Source organism: Bacillus sp. SYZHCR11 (genome assembly GCF_057196865.1).
Map to the genome: position 1 here is coordinate 1 of NZ_JBXUND010000008.1, position 22,968 is coordinate 22,968.

Annotated in this window: 4 protein-coding genes; all 4 read right to left on the reverse strand. The window is 50.2% G+C overall.

The features are described from left to right. Window positions 1–8,312: SDR family NAD(P)-dependent oxidoreductase (locus AC2CGA_RS18735; protein WP_484480267.1), on the reverse strand; the 8,312-nt coding region annotated here is incomplete at its 3' end. A gap of 51 nt (window positions 8,313–8,363) precedes the next feature. Next, window positions 8,364–14,090 carry an SDR family NAD(P)-dependent oxidoreductase gene (locus AC2CGA_RS18740; RefSeq protein ID WP_484480268.1) on the reverse strand — a complete coding sequence of 1,909 codons (5,727 nt, stop codon included), beginning with the start codon at window positions 14,088–14,090 and terminating at the stop codon, window positions 8,364–8,366. Between the two features lie 39 nt (window positions 14,091–14,129). After that, window positions 14,130–20,426: a type I polyketide synthase gene (locus AC2CGA_RS18745; RefSeq protein ID WP_139885692.1), complete on the reverse strand. Its 6,297-nt coding sequence runs from the start codon at window positions 20,424–20,426 to the stop codon at window positions 14,130–14,132. A gap of 18 nt (window positions 20,427–20,444) precedes the next feature. After that, window positions 20,445–22,968: beta-ketoacyl synthase N-terminal-like domain-containing protein (locus AC2CGA_RS18750; RefSeq protein ID WP_257645426.1), on the reverse strand; the 2,524-nt coding region annotated here is incomplete at its 5' end.

Sequence of the window (22,968 nt, forward strand, 5' to 3'; positions counted from 1 at the left end):
GAAAGCGCCGTCACCGGACGGAGCCAAACGATCTGTTTGAGCCGGACACCCGCTTTCCCGCCCGGCAAGCCCTCAGCGGCAAGTGTAACGGCGGCCCGGGCCATTTCTAAAGCAGCCGCGCCCGGAAGCACCGGTTTTCCATTGACGATGTGATCGGCAAAAAACGGTTCACGCCCTGAAAAAACAGAAGTAAAGCGCTGGGCGGTAAAGGTCGATGTATTCGCATGGAGCAGCGGGTGAAGCTTTTCACGTTCAGCTGAATTCCGGCTTTCAAGCTCTCCCTGAAGACGATCGGACGCCCAATACGTCTGCCTGGCAAACGGGTAGCCCGGCAGATTGCCGATTCGCGGCAAAGGTCCGCCATAAAGCAAGTCCCCTTCGATTTCATAACCTTGACAATAAAAATCTGCCAGCACGCATAACAGTTCCTGATATTTTCTATGGTCAGAATATGAAGCGCTGCACTTGCCGAGCACTTCTATTATGTGCTCCTGAATATGCTGTCGGCCTGCAAAGTGCTGCGGTACTTTTCCCGAAAACACATAAGGATGATGTTCATTAAGCTTTGCCTGCTTCCATACATACACTGCGTCATCAGCATCTTGAACCACGATGGCGGCGCGATGGTTAAAGTGATGCCGTCCTTTTAGCAACGTATAGCTGAGCTGGGCTAGATCATTTTCTTTCAGTCCGCCATTTTCCGCCCAAGTGATCATATCTTCAATTTTTTCCTGAAGGGCCTCCTTTGTTTTTGCTGATAAAGTCAGTAAATAAGCAGGGGCATCCGGATGAGGTGAAGCGCTGCGCTTATAGCTTTCCATAACGACATGGGCGTTTGTTCCGCTCATCCCGAATGCGCTGACTGCCCCCATTCGGTTTTTACCCGGCAGAGAAGGCCACGCTTTAGCCGTTTTATTCACATAAAAAGGACTCTTCTCCCAGTTGATATAGCGGTTTTCCCCGCTGCAATGCAGACTGGCGGGAATCATTTCACGGGAGAATGCCTGTAAAAGACTGATCAAACTGACAATGCCTGACGCGGCAAACGTGTGGCCGATATTGGTTTTAGTTGATGTGAGCGCGCAAAATGCTTCTTCGTTTGTATAGGCAGAAAATGCGTCATAAAGCGCGTTAATTTCCACCGGATCACCGAGTTTTGTACCCGTACCGTGTGTGACGATATATTCGATATCTTCAGGGTTGATACGGCCCCGGTCATAAACGGAAGTAAGCAGCCGGGTCTGCGCGACGCCGCTAGGAGCGGTAATTCCGTTTGTTTTCCCGTCATAATTGATGCCGCTCGCCCGAATCACCCCGTAAATCGGATCGCCATCTTCTTCCGCCTCTCTCAGCGGCTTAAGAACAACCGCCGCGGCCGCTTCCCCGGGAACCATGCCGTCAGCCCTTTTATCAAACGCGAAGCATTTCCCGTTTTCCGACAGCATTCCGGCTTTATCTATCGTTTCAAAAAAGTCCGGGGTATTCATGATATTCACCCCGGCCGCAACAGCTGTTGTGCACTCTTTATTCTGCAGGCTTAATACCGCCTGATGGACAGAAACGAGCCCCGAAGAACATGCTGTATTTATCGCCATCACAGGACCTGATAAATTCAAGTGATAAGCCAGCCGCGCCGCCAAAATACCGTTATGATGAGACGTGACATTGCCTTTGTCCTGTGTTAAAAGGTGATAATCTCCTTCTTCCGCACCCACAAACATACCGATCGTCTGCTGCCTGATGTGACTGGCGCCGTAGCCGGCGTCCTCAAGGGCCCTCCACGCTTCCTGAAGTAGCAGCCGCTGCTTCGGATCCATCGTTTCAGCTTCCCTCGGCGATATTTCAAAAAATAAAGGGTCGAATTCGTCCGCCCCCGGTACAGCGCCGAGTTTCCATTTTGAACTTGTGAAGCCTTTTTTTGCGACCGGTGCGACAACGTCCTTTTCCTGAAACAGAATGTCCCACAGCTCGTCCGCCGTGCGCGCCTGAGGAAATCGGCCGCTCATGCCGATAATGGCAATGGAATCAGCTGCCTGACTGCCCTCGGTTCCGGCGTTCAGCTTATTTCTTCCCCTCTGCTTCTTTCGCTTTTCCGTTCCTGCCTTTTCAAAGACAGATTGATCTGCGGATTCAGGTTTCTTTTCTTCATAGACATGCTCCATGACGGACTTGTGTTCCGTCAGAAAATAGCGGACGACCTTCTCCAGTGTGGAATGTCCGAAAAACAGGGCCGGGGTCACTTCAATTCCGTAGTGAGCGGACAAAGAAGAGGCGAATTCCGCCAAACTGATAGAATCAAAGCCGAAATCAGCCAGATTGTCAGCATCCGTCAGTCTGTTCTTGTCTATTTTCAAAAGCCCCGCCGCCAGTTCCTTCACATCCCAGCTTACGCATTCTTCCAGTGTAAAGCCTTTCATTTCACTCCGCCTTCCTGAAAATGGGACGTTCCTGTTTACAGAACCCGAATTCGGCCGTTCGCCTTGATCTATCTGCAGGAAGCGTTTGGCCCTCGACGGAAAACCGGCCAGGACGAGATACTGGCTGGACGGCTGGACTAACAATGTTTCAAAAGCTTCGAGTCCTTCCTCTGTGTATAAATAACGCTGTCCGCTGGATTTTAAATACATATCGGTGCTTTCCGCCGTGCCGACATGCATCCCCCCTTCTTTCCAAAGCGGCCAATTGATTGCAAGTGACTTGCCGCTTCTGAGTCCGAGGCTCACAAGTTTATCCCGGTGGCGGACAAAAGCCATTTGGAAGCGGTTCCCCATCGCGTAGTCACAAGAACCGAAGTCTCCTAAAATCGCTGAAGAAGAAGAGAAACAACAGAAGAAGTCAAGCGGCTCCCGTGACAGAACCTGATCTAACACCGCGGTGCCGCCCGCTTTTGGCGATAAGACTTGCTGAAAGGTTTGCAGATCTTTCTCCAGAATGCTTTCAGTGCCTTGAAGACCTGCAGCGTGAATGACACCGTGAATCGGCCCGCATCCTTTCTCTTTCGCTTCTTGCAAACCTTTCTCCATCTGAGCCTGATCTGCGGCATCCGCCTGCACGTAAAACACCTTGGCGCCTGATTCTTCCAATCTCTTTATCTTGTGCAGCACCGGGCCGCCTGCCGCTGATCTCCCCGTCAAAATGAGCGTAACCGGTCCTTTTTCAGCAAAATATCCGGCAAATAACAAGCCTAAACCTCCGCATCCGCCGGTAATCAAGTACGTTTTTCCGCTTTTTATCACACGCCTCTCAACAGGGGCAATATCCGTCTGCTTCATTTCCATGACGTGACGGATTTCCCCCCTGTACATGACACTGCGGAACGACTCGCTGTGAAGCTCTTCACATACGTTATGGATCAGCTTTTCAAACGGTCCTCTTTGTCCAAAATAAACCGCGGCCGTATCCGTCTCCGGCAGGATCAGTTTCAGCGACCGTTCCAGCCCGATCCATGACTCGGCGTAACTGATATCGGTATCGGTCCCGCACTGAGCGGAAAGAAGGATCCGCCTCGGTTTAGAACGCAAAGAAGCAGCTGCACGGATCACATGATACAGAATGGAATAGTCTTTCACGGCCTTTTCATCTTCAAGCGGCCATCCATACAAAACGGCATCCGCCTTGCCTGCAGCCGTTTCAATATGCCGAAACGTTTCTTGATATGCTTGTCCGTCAGTGATTTTAATTTGATAATGCGTGTTTGAAAGCTTTTGAGTTTCCTCACCCTGTGAAATAAAAAACACGCCGACTCCCGGATAAAGGGATTGTAAAGACCGATAAGCATGTTTTCTGGCAGCTTCTCCCGTAAGAAAACAGATGACCGTTTTCAGCTCTTCATGAATGGATTTCTTCAGAAGCTGCTGCGTCCACCTTTCCTCAAATATCATCATCTCGGAGTGTTCCTCTTGCCCGTGATCCTGCTGAGACGGCTGTCTCATTCTCACCCCTTTGATTTCTGCGCATACAATGCCGGTTTCGTCACAAAATTGAATGTCACAGCCGGTTTGATTCTTTTTATTCATATACATCCACATGCCGGATGAACACGGACGCATGACGCGCAGTTCTTCAACCGCTTCAGGCACGATATGGACTGACGGCTCCGTTTTTGCCAAGACATGAAAAGCTGCGTCCAGAAATTCCGGCGGTAGATGATATCCCGGATTACGGCCGCTTTCATCTGTAAGAGCAAGCTTCGCCCAAATCGCATTTTCTCCCGCATAAAGCTTTTCAATGGTGCGGAACTCCTTACTGATCGTTACACCTGATGTGCCTGGTGTTTCATAATCGAATGACAGCGGGCGGCAGTCTTTTTGTAAGGAGGCAATATCAAGCATGCGGGATGGCTGTACGTTCCCTTGACCGATGATTCCATAATGATGCAGCTTCTCTTCGTCACTGTATATTTCATAATGGATGCCTTCCTCGTCTTCAGACAGAAGGGAGAGATTGACGCCCGCACCGTGATGTCCGCCGGTAATCGGGTCAGTCCATGCTGCCGTTCGGATCCATATCTCTTTTTCTTCAGAGCTGTCTGCCGCATGATGATAAGCCGCAAGCGCCATTTCTAAATAAACGGCTGCCGACAGAACCCGCTCTCCTCTCACATCCTGGAAAACGTGTTCCCGGCCTGTAAAAGATGTATGATAGCTTTGCTCCGCCAAGGTTGACGTATTTTCATGCAGGAAAGGATGCACATATTCAGTTGTTCCTGTTTTTGGTTCTTCCCGCTTCATCCAGTAGCTTTCTTTTGCAAATGGATAAGACGGCAGACTGATACGATGCGGCAGCGCGCCTTTATATAAAGATGCCCAATCGACGGGCGCCCCGTGGACCCAGGCATTCAAAAGACTGCCAAATTGACGTTTTTCCATCCAATCACCGACTGTGCCTTCCGTCTCTGTGACAGCACTATCACTCCGGCCCGTAAACACCCCGCTTACGGAATCGGCATTATTCAGAAAAGCAGTCAGCTTCTGTTCCAATTCAGAAACAGAGTCCGCTGTCATCGCCAGCCGTTGTTCCATCTGAACCCTGCCGACTTGAAGGGTAAATGCCGCGTCAAGCAGATTTGCATCTGTAATTGTTCCGTTTCCGGCGGCATCCGACAGTAACAGAGCCCGCTCGCGCAAGCGGTCTTTATCTTTTGCCGATAAAACAAAAAGCGCCGGACGGCCGGAGTCCGCCGAAGTCATTTCAGCCGGTTCATACTCTTCTATCAGCAGATGGGCATTTGCCCCGCCCGCTCCGAAAGAAGATGTACCCGCGATTCTCGGATATTCCCGTGTTACTCCTTCAGATTCTATGACCGGCCCTCTCCATTCCTCCGTTTCCTGCTGCACGATAAAAGGAGAAGTTTCAAAATCAATTTCCGGGTTCAGCTGCTTTGAATGCAGCGACGGCACCAGATATCCGTGTTTCATCTGAAGAAGAATTTTGGTGACGGCAGCAATGCCCGCCGCACTTTCCAGGTGTCCGATATTGGATTTAACAGAACCGATGGAACAAAATTGCTTTGCATCCGTATAGCGGCGGAAAGCCTTGGTTAACCCCGCGACTTCAATCGGATCTCCCAAGGAAGTGCCGGTGCCGTGGGCTTCCAGATAGCTGATCGCTCTCGGGTCAATTCCTGCCCGCTCCATCGCGTCTGCGATCACTTCCCCTTGTGCATTCGGATTCGGAACGGTGAACCCGTTCGTTTTGCCGCCGGCGTTCAGAGCGCTTCCTTTAATGACACCGTATATATGATCATGATCTTCAACAGCCTTCTTCAACGGCTTTAACACGATACAGCCGACGCCCTCTCCGTCAACAAACCCGTCAGCCTTATCACCGAACGCTTTGCACGCGTTTGACGGCGACAGCATTCTCATAGAAGACAGTCCGATATAATGAACCGGATCTGTAATCAGGTTTACGCCGCCGGCAATCGCGCATTCAGATGCACCTGTTCTGATGCTTTCTGCGGCGAGATGAATGGCGGTTAAGGATGAGGAGCATGCGGTATCGACCGCGATGCTCGGACCGTGAAAATCAAACACATAGGATACGCGGTTCGGGATAAAGTGGTAGTGGGCCCCTGTCGGATAGTTGCCGTTCATGACACCTGCAAAGACACCAACCTTTTTACCGGCGCATAGTGAATCAGGGGTATATCCGGCATCCTCAAGGGCCGCATAAGCGGTTTCCAGAAACAGTCTCTCCTGCGGGTCCATGCGCTCCGCTTCTTTCGGGGAGATTTTAAAAAACAGCGGATCAAATTTATCAATGTCTGTTAAAAAGCCGCCCCACTTTGTATACATCCGGCCTTCCTTACCTTTTGTCTCATCATAGTAGTCCCGCCAATCCCAGCGGTCTTTCGGAATTTCGGTGATTCCGTGTTCACCGGTTTTTAACCGTTCCCAGAACTCATTAACATTTTCAGCTCCGGGATACTTCCCGGCAAGACCGACAATTGCCACTTCAAGGTGTTTTGACGGCGGTTCGGAGGCGGGCGGCGCTTTTTCAGAAAAAGATGCCGCTTGGCGCTTCGTCAATCCGGCGCTTTTTTTGCGGCTTTGCTTTTTCTGTAGAGTGTGCGGCACCTTTTCGGCTTCTTTATTTGTCTTGAAAATCCCAGCCATATCTTCCTGTCTTGAGCTGACGAGATATTCCGCTAATCCGCCGATTGTCGGATACTCGAAGAACAATGTGCTGCTGATATCAGGGACGTCTTCCCGCACGCGGTTGGTCAGCTGTACGATTAAGATGGAATCAATTCCGTATTCTTCAAGGGGCGTATGGGCTTGAACGTCCTCAATCGGCATCTTTAAGATGACGCTGACGATCTGTTTCAGATACTCTGTGCTTTTTTCAAGCAAAGAGCCTGATGATACCGCTTCAGTATGACGGACTTCTTCAGAAAATCGCGCAAGCAGTTCGCGCTCCTTCGTTTCAGCCAAGTATGCGGCAAGCTCTTCTATCGTTCGGTGTTCAAAAAACAGCGTGCTGCTGATATCAGGGACGAGATCCCGCAGCTCGTTCGTCAGCTGAACGATCAGAATAGAGTCAATACCGTATTCATCCAGAGGAGCCAGCGGATTTATCTCTTCTGCCGGCATTTTTAATACTTTTGCCGCAGCCCTTATCAGAAAAGCAGCTGTCTTTTCCGAAAGCCCTTCTCCCGCTTGTTTGATGGGGAGCTGACGATCAGAGAATGTTCGCGGTACGTTTGATTGGCGCTTTTGCGCGGTGTAAGCTTCCCTGCTCTGCCTGATGACTCCGTTGCTTTTCGCCGTGATAATCTGCTGGGTGTGCAGACGTTCGTTTTCAGCCGGAAATTGAATGGAATGAAAGCCTTCAGCCATTAAAACCGATTTCCATGTTTCCGGATAAAGACCGGGGCACCCCGGAATCCGCAGCGCCTCGTCTTCGTACAGCCACCAGCCCTCTAATAAGCCGAATGTAACATGTGTAAACGGCGTATGTCCGCCCAGTTCATTAACGAGCAGCAAACCGTCTTTTTTCAATACGGCTTTTGCCGTCCGTAAGGTTTTCCGGATATTTTTGGTGGCATGCAGCACGTTTGCGGCGATAGCGATATCGTAGGTTCTCAGATGTAATCCCTGGCCCGCCGCAGGCTTCTCCACATTAAACAGCTGATACGTCAAATACGGATTGTCCGCGCCGTATTCCTTTTCGGCATGCATTAAAAAAGCTTTTGACAAGTCGGTATAACAGTATTCCTGAATATGGTTTTGATAGGGGCGGAGCTTTTTAAACAGTGTGCTGCTCGTTCCGCCGGTGCCCGCTCCGATCTCCAGCAGACGGATGTTTGCCTCAGGATTGTTTTTAATTACATTTTCCACATAAATACACGCTTCATTTGCCATCACATCGTTGTAATAATCAGCGAGAATGTTATGCTTATAGATTCCTTCAACGAGCTCCATTGAAGAATCGGGAAACATCACGTCAGTGGCTTTTATTTTGCCTGTTAAAATGTCAGGCAAAGCTTGAATGACGGTATCCGCCAGCAGAGCCTGCGCTTTCATATCCGGATCTTTCAGCCATTCGTTTTTCTTCTTATGCCACTCTTCCCAAATCGCGGCCGTTTCACCGCTTTTAAGATCGCTGTCTAAAAGACGGATGCTTTCTTCCAGCCAGCGCTCATATAAAGGCAGACAGGAAGCCGCCGGCGCTTCGCCGGTCAGACCCATTGAACGCAGCGTCACCCGCAGCACTTGCAGCAAAAGCTGATTCAATTCTTTCATTTGATTGCTTATTTCTGTTCTTAAGGATAACTGTGTACGGTCTTTTTGTTTGTCTCCCTTACCCAAAACCTTATCCTCCTAAGAAAATTAAATTTGCGCCGTCATTTTGACAGGCAATCAGATAGTCACAAATTCATGAGGGTTCATTCCCTCGATCGGAATCGGCTTGGTCAGCTTCATCAGCCCCATGCGGGAGATCGGCTGCGTCAGCAGAGTTTCCAGCGCCTGCATCCCTTCCGCCCGGCTGATCAGTCCGAGACCGATTGCACTCAGTCTGTCAAACTCTTCAGAAATGTGATTGTCAGCCCGCTCCCAATACCCCCAGTTCATCACTTTGACCGGGCATGACAGCCGTCCGGAAAGCTCATGGGCAAATGCGTCTTTAAATGCGCACCCCGCCGCATAATGACTTTGATTCGGATTCTTAATATATGAAATAACCGAAGAGAAAAAGAGAATAAAGTCCAAAGACTCTTTCGCAAATACTTCAGCAATGTTGACGGAAATATCCACTTTCGCCGCAAGGCCGGCGTGAAACTGTGATTCTTCCATATCTTTTACGCTTTCATTCGCAAATACCATCGCTGAATGAACGACGCCGCTGATGGTGCCGTATGTGTTTTTAATCTGTTCATAGGCGCGCTGAAGCGATGGAAGATCAGAAGCATCTGCTGCTATATATTCGGGAGCCGGGCCTGATGGCCGGTACCGGTCTATTTTTTGGCGTATCCGGCTGTCCAGCGGCCGCCTCCCGATCCAGACGACTCGGGCTTTATACGTCGTCACCATATAATCTGTCCAAACCTCGCCGATGCCTCCCGCACCGCCGATGATGACATATACGCCTCCACATCGGTAAGGAACACTTTCAGACGGCCCGCTTTGGACCGGAAGCAATTGAGGCCGGTGCCATTCCTGATGTCTGCGCACCCATGCTTTACCCGTACGGTCGCGGGGCAGGCTGAATATGTCTTCTGCAGGGAAATCCCCCCCGTCTTCAAGATCGACCAGACGGATGTGCCAGCTCGGATGTTCTTTTGCGAGAGACCCGACGAAACCGTGCACACTGGAATGAGCGGGACGCACCTCATCATATTGGGTGATAGGCTGTGCTTGGTGCGTAATCACCGTCATCCCGAGCTGCTCTTTTCCATACCCGAGACTGATAAGAGCTTTGGCCGCTCTGAAAATTTGCAGCACCCCGCTTTTTTGATCATGGATGTAAGAATCAGCCGGCTGAGGGGCAAACCAGATCATATGCTGAATCTCACCGAGACGGCGGAGCCTATCGGATATCACTTCAACGGAAGCACTTTGGCTGCTATCAAATCGCACAGCTTTAGGAAACAATCGTAAAACCGCGTCCGCCTGCCCGTCTGTACCGCCTATGATGACAGCTTTTGCTTCAGAAATGGGGAAGCCGGTTTGGTTGTCTATCGGTTCCGCGTCCCATACCTGCATCAGTTTGACGGCTCCGGTAAGGTTACCCGGCAGATCGTATTGCTTGTCATCCGTTTCAGCCGGCGCACTTTCGGCCATCCGGGCAGAAAATCCTTTTATTCTTACACACACATTGCCGCGTTCATCACATATATCAATGTCCATTCTTCGCACAGCCGGTGTTTCATGCGTCACAAACACGGCCGCCCACATGTTTGGACTGCACGGATGAAAAACGGTCAGTTCATGCAATTCAAAAGGCATTAACGGCTGCTCCGGATAACCCGCTTTATCTTCATTCATAACGCCGATGGCCGCCTGAAAAGCGGAATCAATCAGACTCGGATGGAGCACAAACTGTTCGGCCTCATCACAAACGGAAGCAGGGAGCACCAATTTAGCCAAGGCTACTTTTTCCCCGCAATAAATGTGATCAATTCCTTGATGTGAAGGTCCGTATACAATTTCCGCCTTTGCAAATGCCGCATAGCAGTCTTCTTTTGACAGCACTTTTTTGCGGCAGCGCGCTTTCAGCTGTTCAATATGCAAAACCGGCGCCTCAGACAGCGGCGCAATCACAGCACTGCCTTCACAATAAATGTCTGAATCGTTTTCATTGCTGTACACTTGAAATGAAATATTGCCGTTATCCTCTAAGGAAAGACCTGTCGTCATACGCAGCGGCTCTTTTTTATGAACGGCCTGGCGTATCCAGCTGATATACCGCAGCGAAATGCCGGTTTTAGCCGTGTATTCAGCGGCTAACGGCGCGGCAGCCAGTTCAGCCGCGGCTCTCGCCATTTCAAGATAAGCCGCCCCGGGGAGAACACGCTTGTTTCGGACGATATGATCGGCTAAGAAGAATTCATCTCCGTTCAGTACCGTGCTGAATTTTTGTTCTAACAAATCTGATGTATTGCGGTGAAGCAGCGGGTGAAGCCTGCTTTCTGTATTTACGGAAGTGACGGGATGATCGGGCTCCGGTATCCAATAGCGTTCCTTCGCAAACGGATATGTCGGCAGACTCATCCTGCGCGGTTTCTCCTCCAGATACAGCCGCGTCCAGTCTATCTCAAATCCTTTTGACCACAGCTCCGCAAGTTTTTTGTAAGTGCCGCTGTCCGTCCATTTTCGGATCAGCTCCTCCGTATCCTGATCATCATTCAGGAAACCCCTGATTTCCGTTCCGTTATCAGACCGGCCTTGAAAGCAGCCGTCAATCTGCCGTTTTCGTTCTGTAAATTCGGTTAATTTCCTGATCAGGTCCGCTTGATCGTTCACTAAAAAAACAAGCCGTTCTTCCATTGCCAGCCGTCCCGTTTGCAGCGTATACGCCAGTGACCGCAGGGAAAAAGGTTCATCAGACTGCTTCTCTAAGCCGGACTGACCGAAAAGACCGGAAAGAATATTCTTATGTTTCTCATCGTTTGTCAGACATTCTGCTAAAGTCCGGACGGAAGTATGCTGTATGAGATCAGTCATGTCTATTGCCAGCCCGTATTGATCCGTCAGCCGCTCAGAAAACTGTGTCAGCTGCATGACATCCAAGCCGAATTCCTTCCAATCCTGTTCACCATCTACCGAGCCGGCCTCTACATGCAGAACTTCGGCCAGAGCACCGCGCAGCGCATTTTCCAGCTGATTTTGCATTGTATCTGTTTTGTCATGACGCGGCCCGCTTCCTTCAAGCGCTTTATCTTTGAGAAACATCAGCAGGCGGGCAGCGTATTCCTTCAGCCGCTCCGGATTTTTCGCTGATAGAGGCACGATATACGGTCTCTCTTGATTCTCCGTAATGCCGGGGTTTTTGGGCCTGTACTCTTCTAAAATGAGATGAACGTTTGAACCCGTCGCCCCGAATGAACTGATGCCTGCGCGTCTCGGACAGGAATGTTCACTGCCGTTCTCTGTATACGCCGGCTTTTTCCATGACTCGGTTTTTTGCTGCACGTAAAATGGCGAGTCCTCTAAACGGAGATACGGATTAATCGTCTCTGAGTGCAAAGAAGGGACAAGCGTTTTGTGAAACAGCTGCAAAACCGTTTTATGAAGCCCGCTGATTCCGGCGGCTGATTCCGCATGTCCGATATTCGATTTAACGGAACCGATCGCACAAAATTGCCGATCCTCCGTAAACGTGCGGTAAGCTTTAACAAGACCTTGTATTTCAATCGGATCTCCTAAAGAAGTTCCGGTTCCATGCGCTTCCACATAAGAAATCGTCCTGGGATCGATCCCCGTCTTTTCAAGACATTCAGCTATCATATCCCCCTGCGCCACTGGGCTCGGCACGGTAATCCCGCTGACGGTTCCCACGTGATTGACGGCGCTGCCTTTTATCACCGCATAAATATGATCCTTATCTTCTTCGGCTTTGTGAAGCGGCTTCAGCAGCACGGCCCCGATGCCGTCAGCTGAGACATAGCCTGTGCCGCCTTCGCCGAACGTGCGGCACAGCCCGTCACTCGAATGCATATCCATCAAGCCGTATGTGATATATTTTGTCGGGTGCAATGATAAATTGACGCCTCCGGCAAGAGCTGCTTCACATTCACCGCGTCTCAGACTTTCCGCCGCCATATGGACGGCCGTCAGAGATGACGAACACACCGTGTCAACCGCCATGCTCGGCCCGTGAAAATTGCAGAAATATGAAACCCGGTTTGCGATCGGCGCATAGTTCAAGGGATAAGGAAAGACCAGCCCTTTGGCCGCAGCTTCAGCGCCGGCGAGAGAATAATCCATATGCATCACCCCGGCAAACACACCGACGTTCATTCTCTTATTCGGCCCTTTCGGCTGAACGATTGTTTCCGGGGTATAGCCTGCATCCTCAATCGTTTCCCAGCATGTTTCTAAAAACAATCGTTCTTGCGGATCTTTAGCTTCTGCCTCCCGCGGAGAAATTCGGAAAAATTTCGCATCAAAACAATCCGGATCGTCTATAAAACCGCCCCATTTGGAAATCGGCTTGCCGGACGGCGATCGCAAATGCTCATATTTCCTCGTATCCCAGCGGGAACGAGGCACTTCCGTTACGCTGTTTTCTCCATTTTTTAAATTTGCCCAGAATTCACGAAGATTTTTGGCGCCGGGGTACCGTCCCGCCATCCCGACGATCGCAATATCTCCATTCTGCGTTCCGGCTGACGCCGATTTTTTCACGCGGTTTTGGGTCGTCCTCTTTTTTTTCCGGCGCAAAGGTTCAGCATTTGGATGCCCGCTTTGAGCATGGCCGAAACCGGCTCCGTAATGTTCGCACAAATACCCCGCCAATTCCGCGATTGTCGTGTACTCAAATAACAGCGTCGGCAGAAGCTGCGTTCCGATTTTTCGTTCAATTTCCTTTACCATGTCCAACAGCCCCGGAGAATCCAGCCCCATCTCATAGTAGCCGATATCCGGGTCAATCTCTTTCACAGGTTTGTTCAATCGGGCGGCAAGCAATTCTTTTAAATAAAGGATGCACTGTTCAGTAAGGCCGGCGGAAGCCTCCGCACGGCGGGGCTCGGAAGGCGCCGGTTCCGCTTGCGGAGCCGGGACGGCATTCCGCCCGTCAGGTTCTTTCTTTTGCCGTTTCTGATTGATCAGTTCCGGGTCCCTCACCCGTTTATTGGCGAAGTTTTTCAGTTCGCCGACTTTTCTGCCTTCCTCATTGAAAAACTCCATTGTCACGTAAACGAGATCTTTCTTACGGGTGACGGATTCTTTTTTTATCTTGGTGATACATGTCGTCTGCAGCAATTCGGCGCAATAAAATGATTCATAAAACAGCGGCAGAAATAATTGCCCCTCCTCCCTCGTCAAAGGAGCGAGATATACATTGGAGCCGATGCTGCTCGCATCTATCAATGCGGGATGAAACATCGCCTCTTCTGCATGTTCCAGCTGATCCTTTTGCACCGACAGATCAATATAAATCTCTTTTTCAGTCTGGTAGACGCTTCCGCAGCCTTTCATCATTCCTGAATGAACCAGTTCTTGATCCCTGCATTCCGCGTAAATATCCTCAAGCGGTATTTCTGCCGCCGTTTGTTTTACGGCATCCATCCGGACGCTCTCTTGGAAGCCGGCGGGCTTGACGGAATGCATTTGCGCCGCGGCATATATCTTTGTCTCTGCTGCTTCGTCACCTTGTTTTTGCCCTTTCACCTCTACCTTCCACTGCCCTTCGCCGTTCTCTGTACAGTCAACGGAAAGCAGGATTGTTTCTCCCTGTTCAGGAGCTAAAGGGTGAAAAATCGATAAGTGCCTGAGTTCAAGGCCGGCATGAAAAAAACCGTTTTCTCTGAAAGTCTGATAGATCAGGTCAATATAAGCCAGACCCGGCAGCAGTTCCTTTCCATAGGCTTTATGATGTTTCAGAACGGGATGCTGATTGTTAATAAGAAGCTGCTCTTGCATATGAACTTCCTCCATATCGACGTTCAATTTTCAGCGCAATCAGTAAGTCTTCATTTGTTTCCAAAACGTATTCGGGCGGGATTCATGTGCGTTTTCATGCAGGTTTTCAGCTTTGTCCGGACGGATGGGCCGGCGTTTTAATTCCTGTCTCGGCAAAGGCTTTCTAACCGGGGTATACGCCTCCTGCTCCCAGGCTTCCACTATGACATGGGCATTCGTCCCTCCGTCAGCGAAACTGCTGACGGCGGCAATCCGCGGTGAATCCGTCCATTCACGCAGAACGTGCGAAAAATAAAACGGCGAGGCGGACAGATCGTAATGCGTCATCGGCTCTTTGCCCGAAAGGAAAGGCACACGCATTCGGCGCGAGAGCATAAGCACTGTTTTAATGAATCCGGCAATCCCTTCAGCGCATAACGGGTGTCCGATATTCGGCTTCATCGACCCCAATTCGCAAGGCGCGCTGTTTTGCATACGGTACACCGCTTCAATCGCCCTCAGTTCCAAAAGGTCGGTTACTTCAGAGCCTGAACCGTTTGCTTCAATGTAGCTGATATCCTCCGCTTTTCTGCCGCTTTTGGCAAGCGCCTTGGCCATCACTTCTTTCTGCGCCTGTATATTCGGTGTGGCAGGCCCCGCGGTTCTGCCGTCATTGTTTACGGAAATGCCTTTAATGACCGCATGAATCCGGTCCCCGTCTTTTACAGCCTGGGCCGCTGTTTTTAAATACACCATTCCGACGCCTTCTCCCAATACGATGCCTCCGGTGCGGCGGTCAAAAATATGAAACGCAGGCTCTTCGCTTAACAGATTGCGAAGTTCGAACATCCGGTGGGTTTGACCGGATTCCAGCAGACTGACTCCCCCGACCACCGCTGAGTCGATTTCACCGCAAGAAAGCGCCTGTATCGCCATATTCATACCGACAAGCGCTGAAGAACAGGCCGTATCCAAAACGAGACTCGGCCCCTTCAAATCAAAGAACTGAGAAAGATTGGCCGCCAAGTAATTCGGGCCGGCGGCGACTATCGGATTTTTTGCATGCTTCAGACGGTTTTCGTCAGGCATACTGCCGCCGCGTCCTCCTAAATAGACACCGGCTGACCTGCCTTTCATTTCTTGTAAAGAGTAACCGCTGTCTCTGAACAGATGAAGCGCCTCTTCTAATATAAGAAAGGACTGGATATCCATTGCCTTGATGTCTTCTTCGGGAATAAGGAAAAACTCCGGGTCAAAATGCGTTACATTTTTTAAAAGGCCCGCATAATCCGCCTTCTCCGTTTTCCAGCGTTCTTTCGGCACCCTTTGAATAGCCGACGTCCCTTCAGACAGCAGCTTCCAATAAGCTTCAATTGATTCAGCTCCCGGAAAACGGCAGGACATTCCGACAACAGCGATGTCTTGCGCCGCTGCAGCGCCAGAAGGCTGAATGACAGCGGCTGCTGTTTGTTTGGGAACGTCCGGGATTACAGGCTGAACCGGTTTTGAAACGGCAGCTTTGATTTCCGGATATGCCGTTTCAAGCCATCCCGCCAGCGCAGCAACCGTAGGGTATTCATACAGCACCGCCGGGTCAAGGTCAGCTTTGATCCTCTTTCCGATCGCTCTGGACACTTGGGCAAGCATGATGGAATCGGCTCCGTAATCTTGAAACGGTGTATCAGATTCAAATCTTGACGGCTCCAGTCTTAATTCCCGGCAGCAAATGCCCGTCAGCCACTCCTCTACGCTTTCTGTCTCACCCTGTACATGCTGCTTTGTTTCGGTAAGGCCGGTTGAAAGCATCAGACGGTCGGGCTCCCATTTTTCCGGCTGAATGACGGCCGGCATAATAACAGATCCGCAATCGCCTGCCATAACGGCATCAAACAGGCTCAGCCCTTCTCTGTCAGTGATGCTTTTTAAACCGCTTTTCAGATACGCCCGGCTTTTTGATTCGCCCATACCCGTTTCTTTCCAGCTCGGCCATTGGATGCTCAGCACCGGAAAACCTTTTGCGGCCGCAAAATAATCCATATAGGCGTTAGCCATGGCATAATCGCTTTGGCCCGCTCCTAATTCCGGCATCACGCCGGACACTGAAGAAAACAGCGCAAAAAATCGGAGAGGCTCCTTGTGCAGCGCTTGATACAACAGGTCCAGTCCGTCAGTTTTAGGTTCAAGCACAGTCATCATCTGTTCTCTTGTTTTGCGGATAAAGGCGGGATGATCGAGATCTACGGCTCCCGCTGCGTGTATCACGCCTCCAATCGGTCCCATCTTCTCTTTCACCCGGCTGACGGCCTGCTCATATTCAGGGCCGGAAGATACAGACAGCACTTCCGTTCGGACACCTTTTTGTTCGAGCTCTCTGATTCTTCTCACTTTATCGGAAAACGGGGAATTCCGTTTGATATGATCATCCCACTCCGCTTTCGGAGGCATTGTTTCTTTTCCGGTAAGCACGAGTTTCGTGACTCCGTAACGTTCGGCAAAATGCCGGGCGAATAAATATCCGAGTCCCCGGGTCCCTCCGGTGATCCAGAGCGCATGGTCTTTCGGAAATGAAAATTCTTTTTCAGCTAAGCCGTTTGTTTCCTTTAACCGCGCGTGATAGCGCACACCGTTTCGGTAACACACTTCGATGTCTTCAGAATCGCGAAAAAACTCCTCTGCGATCTGGTTTGCCAGCTCGGAATCTTCAGCAGTCCGTTCTGCATCCATATGCCGCGAGCGGATATCCTTATACTCACTTTGGAGCATCCGGTACAATCCGGCCTTTTTTGCACCTGAGAGATTTATCGTTTCATTCGCAAAAGGTTCAAGCCCCTTTGTCACACAAAGCAGCTGTAGCTTTCGGCCGCGGTTTCTGTTGTCGATGAGAGACTGCAGACGATGAATCCAGCCGTCATCATGATTGATTTCCGTCCCGCATCCCGTCACATCAATCAGACCGCCAAACCGGGCCGCGTCCCCGGATATTTCCGGTGATGCAGCGTCAATGATTTCAGACTCGGGGAAATAACGGGATAGCTCAACGGCCAAATTTCCTGTCTGGTGATCAGCGGCTATTCCGATGACGCCCCGCACTTCCTTAGCCGGAACACGGCTGCTTTCTGCCCAGCTTTTCTGTAAAAAGCGGAATTCACGAAATGTTTCAGAATGTGTTTCAGCACCGCGAACATTGTCCGGCGCTGCATCGCCCGGCCAATAACGATCCTTTATAAATGGATAACCGGGAAGGCTGACGCGATGCGGCAGGCTGCCGTTATAAAGCTCTGACCAATCAATCTTCAGCCCTTTTACCCAAAGTTCCAGAAGCTTCGCGAATTTTTTTCTTTTCATCCATTTACGGACGGCTTCCTGCATATCTTCATCCTTAAAAACGGCTAGAATATCTTTATACTGTTTGCTTTTTCCCCTGAAGCAGCCGTCTGTTCCGCCGTCAATAAAACGCTGCAGTTTTTCCGCTAACTGCTCTGTCGACGTCACGATAAACGCCGCACGTTCTTCCATCGCTTCTCTTCCGGTTTGAAGGGTGTAAGCCGCATCCCGGAGGCTGCGGTCTGTGACGTCATTTTTTCTGATCGCTTGAAGAAGCTGCTGCGACCGCTGCTTCAGGCTGGCCTCCTGTTTGGCGGATAATAAAATGACTGCGGGATCTTCATCTGTGAATGGCTCAGAAATCTCCCTATCAGGTTCAATATATTCTTCTATCAATATGTGGGCATTTGCCCCGCCCGCGCCAAAAGAAGAGATTCCCGCGATTCTCGGAATCTCTTTCTGCGCTCCGTTTTCCTCAATGACCGGCCGTTTCCAGTCTGCCAATTCACGCTGCACCGCAAACGGCGTCCGGTCAAATGCAATATTCGGATTCAAATTTCGGCAATGTAATGAAGGGGCCAGCTTTCGTTTTTGAAACTGGAGCAGCAGTTTTGTTACACCGGCAATGCCTGCCGCGGCTTCCAAATGCCCGATATTGGATTTAACTGAGCTGATGGCGCAAAAGCCTTTATCTGACGTTTTCGTTTGAAATGCGCGGGTCAAACCGTCAATTTCGATCGGATCTCCGAGTTCAGTGCCCGTGCCGTGGGCTTCGATACAGCTGATCATCCGCGGATGTATTCCTGATTTTTCAAGCGCGCCGGAAATCACGTCAGCCTGGGCGCTCGGACTCGGCACTGTATACCCGTTTGTTCTGCCGCCGTGATTGATATGAGTGCCGCGAATCACCCCGTAAATATGGTCCTTATCAGCCATCGCTTTTGACAGCGGCTTTAACAGCACGGCCCCGACGCCTTCCCCGGGAACAAACCCGTCCCCGCCTTCACCGAAACTTTTGCACGTTCCGTCTTTTGAAAGCATTCGATAGGCGCTGAGCTCCGCATAAGCCGAAGGATGCGTATACACATTCACACCGCCGGCAATCGCCATGTCACATGCGCCGCGAAGGATGTTTTCACACGCTTCATGAATTGCAGTCAGCGAAGACGAGCACATCGTGTCGACCGGCATGCTCGGCCCTTTCAGATTAAGAAAATAGGAAACTCTGTTGGCCGCTGAACTGAACGACGTTTTCGGCTGCAGGGTGCCGCCGTTTTTCCAGTACATTCCGTACCCGTTTTTCGTAATGCCGGCAAAAACGCCGACCCGGCCGTTATACAGATTCTCAAGCTGTTCCTTCGTATAACCGGCATCCTCCAGCACCTGCCAGCACATTTCAATAAAGAGACGCTCCTGCGGGTCCATATTCAAAGCATCACGGGGTGAAATTTGAAAAAACAGCGGATCAAAGAAAGCGGCATCTTTCAGAAACCCGCCCCGCTTACTGTAACTTTTCCCTGCTTTCACGGCCGCTTCGGGATCAGGGTTGTAGTACTTGTCCTTTTCCCAGCGCTCTTCGGGAATTTCGGTCACACAGTCTTTTCCGGCCGCTAAGTTATCCCAGTACTCTTCAAGTGTTTCAGCTTGCGGATAACGTCCGCTGACTCCGATAATCGCAATCCCTTCTTTTGTCTGTTTCTCATTGGAAAAAGCAGGCCGTTTTCTTCGCTTGATAAACGACGGAAGCACCGGAAAATCTTCATTTGCCAAAACCTGTTCTGATATGCCTGAACGGTGCTCATCATCATTTGTCCATTTTCGGCATTCATTCGGATAATCCGTGACAAAGTGAGCTGCCAAAGAGCCCAGTGTCTTATGTTCGTAAAAAACCGTTTTGGAAAGGTCACCGAAAAGCAGAGACAATTCGCGGTTCAATTTCGTCACAGTGACTGAGTCGATTCCGTAAGTTTCCAGCGGCTCTTCAGTATCTATGTTGGAAACAGCAATTTTTGCAGTCAGGCCAAAAAGCGTTTTGAGCTGAAGAAGCGTTTGTTCATACAAACGTTCACTGCGGTGTTCGGCATTGGTTTTTCCGGAAGCGCCCGTCTTGATGACAGGCTGCAGCTTCAACCCCGACAGAGAAGCCCATATTTTTCCTTCTCCGTCACATAAATCAATATAAAAGCTCCCCGCCTTCTCTTGTATCTCGGCCCATACCTTGTCAGGACAAGATTCATAAAACAAAAGCTCGTCCAATGAAACCGGGGCGAGCGTTTTATATTCTTTGCCGCCAAGCAGCGCGCATGCCTCTGTCACACTTTGCATCACACAGGGAGGGAGGCCGAATCGGGCGGATTCTTTTTGGTTTGTCAATGGAATTGTTATGTCTGCCAGCATCCGTCCTGCTGAGGCGTAAATACGCTCAATTCCTTTCATGTGCTCACTGTATTGAACGGTATCGTTCTGAGTGATGGCTTCAATTTGCTGCTGATCCATCAGGGAACCGCTGTTTTCCATCAAGCGGCTGATATCCAGCATGCCGGGCGCAGCATCAACTGGCTGAATCGTCCCTTGGCTGTACACATCATAATGACTGGAATCAGCAGAAAATGGATTATAAATCTCAAACCTTTTGGCTTCACCCTCTGCGGGTATCAGCCTGATTTCGATATGGAACGGCTCAGCCTCAGTCAGAATGGGCTTTGACCACACGATATGCGTCAGCCGGACAGCCGCAGTCTCCTTTACTGTCAAAACAGCCGCAGCTCTCGCCATTTCCAAAAGAAGTTCTCCAGGCATAAGCTTTTTATGCTGTAAAGAAACATCAGCGAGAAAAAATTCCCGGCCGCTGAAAGCTGCCGAGAATCCCTGTCCCGTTTCATCGGAAATATGCTGCTGAGCAAGCGGATGAAGGGAAGCCGCTTGGCGAAGTCCCATCCGCATATCATAATCACGCAAAATGCCGATCGCATCCTGTTTTGTCATTTTTTTATTTTTGACGTCAGAAAAAACCCGGTACAGAAACTCTTTCATATGGTTTCCTCCATTACGCTAATCCCTGTAAAAACCGATCGTTCTTTTTACAGCGGCTTCTATGCTTATTTCGTTTTTCTCCAATTCATCAAGCAGGCGCTCATAAGTCTCAAGCGGGGACGTATCAGTCCCGTAAGTCTCCCGGTGCCTTATATGCTGCGCACTGTGCGGTATCCAGCAATGTGTTTTCGCAAAAGGATAGACAGGCAGGCTGACTTTTTTCGGTCTTTCGTCCTGATACAATTTACTCCAATCAACATGCAAGCCTTGCACCCATAATTTTGCAAGCATTGCATACTTTCCTGCTTCAATCCATTGATCTACGGCCCCGCTCATTTCTGCATTGTCCGTCATCTCTGTAAACAGCTGTTTCATCGCTTTGTTCCGGCCTGTAAAGAAATTCTGCCCCGTCTCCTTGCCGCTGAGGAAATCATTCAGCGCGTTCGTAAGCTCTTCTTTTGTTTCAGCAATGACGGCAAGGCGCTCTTCCATTTCATCCCGGCCAAGCTGAAGCGTATAAGCGATATCCGCAAGAGCTCCGTCAGCTGAATGTGACTTTTCCAAATATCTGCGCAGCTGTTCCGCACGTTCCTTCAGCTGTTCCGCCGTCTTTGCCGAGAGAATGAATAAGGACGGCTGAAGTTCACCGGCCGTCCATTGTTTCTCTTCAACAGGAGAAACATATTCTTCGAGCACGACATGAGCATTAACACCGCCAAATCCGAACGAGCTGACACCCGCTCTCCGCGGCAGTTCATTTCCGCTATCATCAGTCGCCGCTTTCCACGGCTGAGTGTCGCGGACGAAATAAAACGGGCTGCCGTCGAGGCTGATATACGGATTAACGGTTTCACAATGCAGACTTTTAACGAGCGTTTTGTGCTGCATCTGCAAAATAATTTTTAAAAGTCCGGCCATGCCGGCGGCAAGCTCTGTGTGGCCGATATTCGTTTTGACGGAACCGAGGCCGCAATGAGGCTGATCGGGTGCCGTTACTCCGGCTTTCTGATAAAGCGCTGCAAAAGCCGCTTTGAGTCCGTTGATTTCTATCGGATCTCCGAGCGCCGTTCCCGTGCCGTGGGCTTCAATATAACTCACTGTACGGGGGTCGATGTTCGCTTGCTGATACGCTTTTATCATGACTTCTGTCTGCGCTTTCGGATTCGGCGATGTAAGGGAAGCCGCCCTTCCGCCATGATTTTCCGCCGTTCCGCGGATAACGGCATAAATACGGTCGCCGTCACGTTCCGCATCGGATAATGTTTTCAAAACAATCATGCCGGCACCTTCAGCTCTGACATAGCCGTCCGCTTGATCGGAAAATGTTTTGCAGCGCCCGTCTTCACTGAGCATTCCTGCTTTATTAAAGCTGATATGCATGTCCGGCGACACAATAGCATTGACGCCTCCTGCAATCGCGATGCCGCAGTCTCCGGCCTGAATTGCCCTGACCGCACGGTGAACAGCGACCAATGAGCTTGAACAGGCGGTTTCAATCGGTTCGCTCGGCCCATGTATATTCAGAAAATAGCTCATGCGGTTCGGACCGATTGACGGAACCGTTCCGGCGGCGGAAGAACCCTCAATCTCTATATGGAACTTTGAAGCTTCCTGAGCGTAACCGCTGTTTGTCGTGCCTGCAAAAATGCCTGTATTTGTACCTGACAGGCTTTTTGCAGAGCAGCCGGCATCTTCAATCGCTTTCCATACATGCATCATTAAAAGTCTTTGCTGAGGATCCATCATTTCGGCTTCATGCGGAGAAATACCGAAAAATAATGGATCAAATTGAGCGGTTTCATCAATGAAGCCGCCCCACTTTACATTGCTCGCATTTTTATCTTTCTGCGGATCTCCGTAATACTGTCTCCAGTCCCAGCGCTCCGGCGGTATTTCAGAAATGCAGTCCTTTTCTCCGGCTAAATTCTCCCAAAACATTTCCGGATTTTCAGCCATTGGAAATGCACAGCTGATTCCGATTATCGCCACGGGCTCTTCAGCTGCAGCTGCGGTTTTTGTTTTAGGAAGGCGGGACGGAATCGAGAATGGCTCCGTCTTCATTTTTTTACGCTCAACCGGTTTCTCCGTTTCTGTTTCTTCCTGTGGGCCGAATGTATCCGGATGTTCCGTCAGCAAGTATTGGGCAAAACTAAAGACTGTCGGGTATTCAAAAAACACGGCCGGCGTCAGTTCAAGCCCATACATTTTATTTAGTTCATTTGCAAACTGCGTGAATGAAACCGAATCAAATCCATAATCTCTCATCTCTGATTCAGCATCTATTTCTTCTTCTTTCACCTTCAGAATGCCTGATATCATATGTTTGAGTTCCGCTTGTACTTTATTTGGCAGATGGACGTGGGTCTTCCTTGACACATGAATGCTGCGTGACGGTTCCGGCGCTTCAGGCATCAGGTTTTTTCGAATCCGTTTCTCGTCGCCTTCTGCCACGATGACCTGGTGTGCTCCGGAGGCAAAAGCGGCGTACAGCGCCTGGATGCCTGAAGCCGATCGCATGGCTTTCATTCCGGTCTGTTCATAC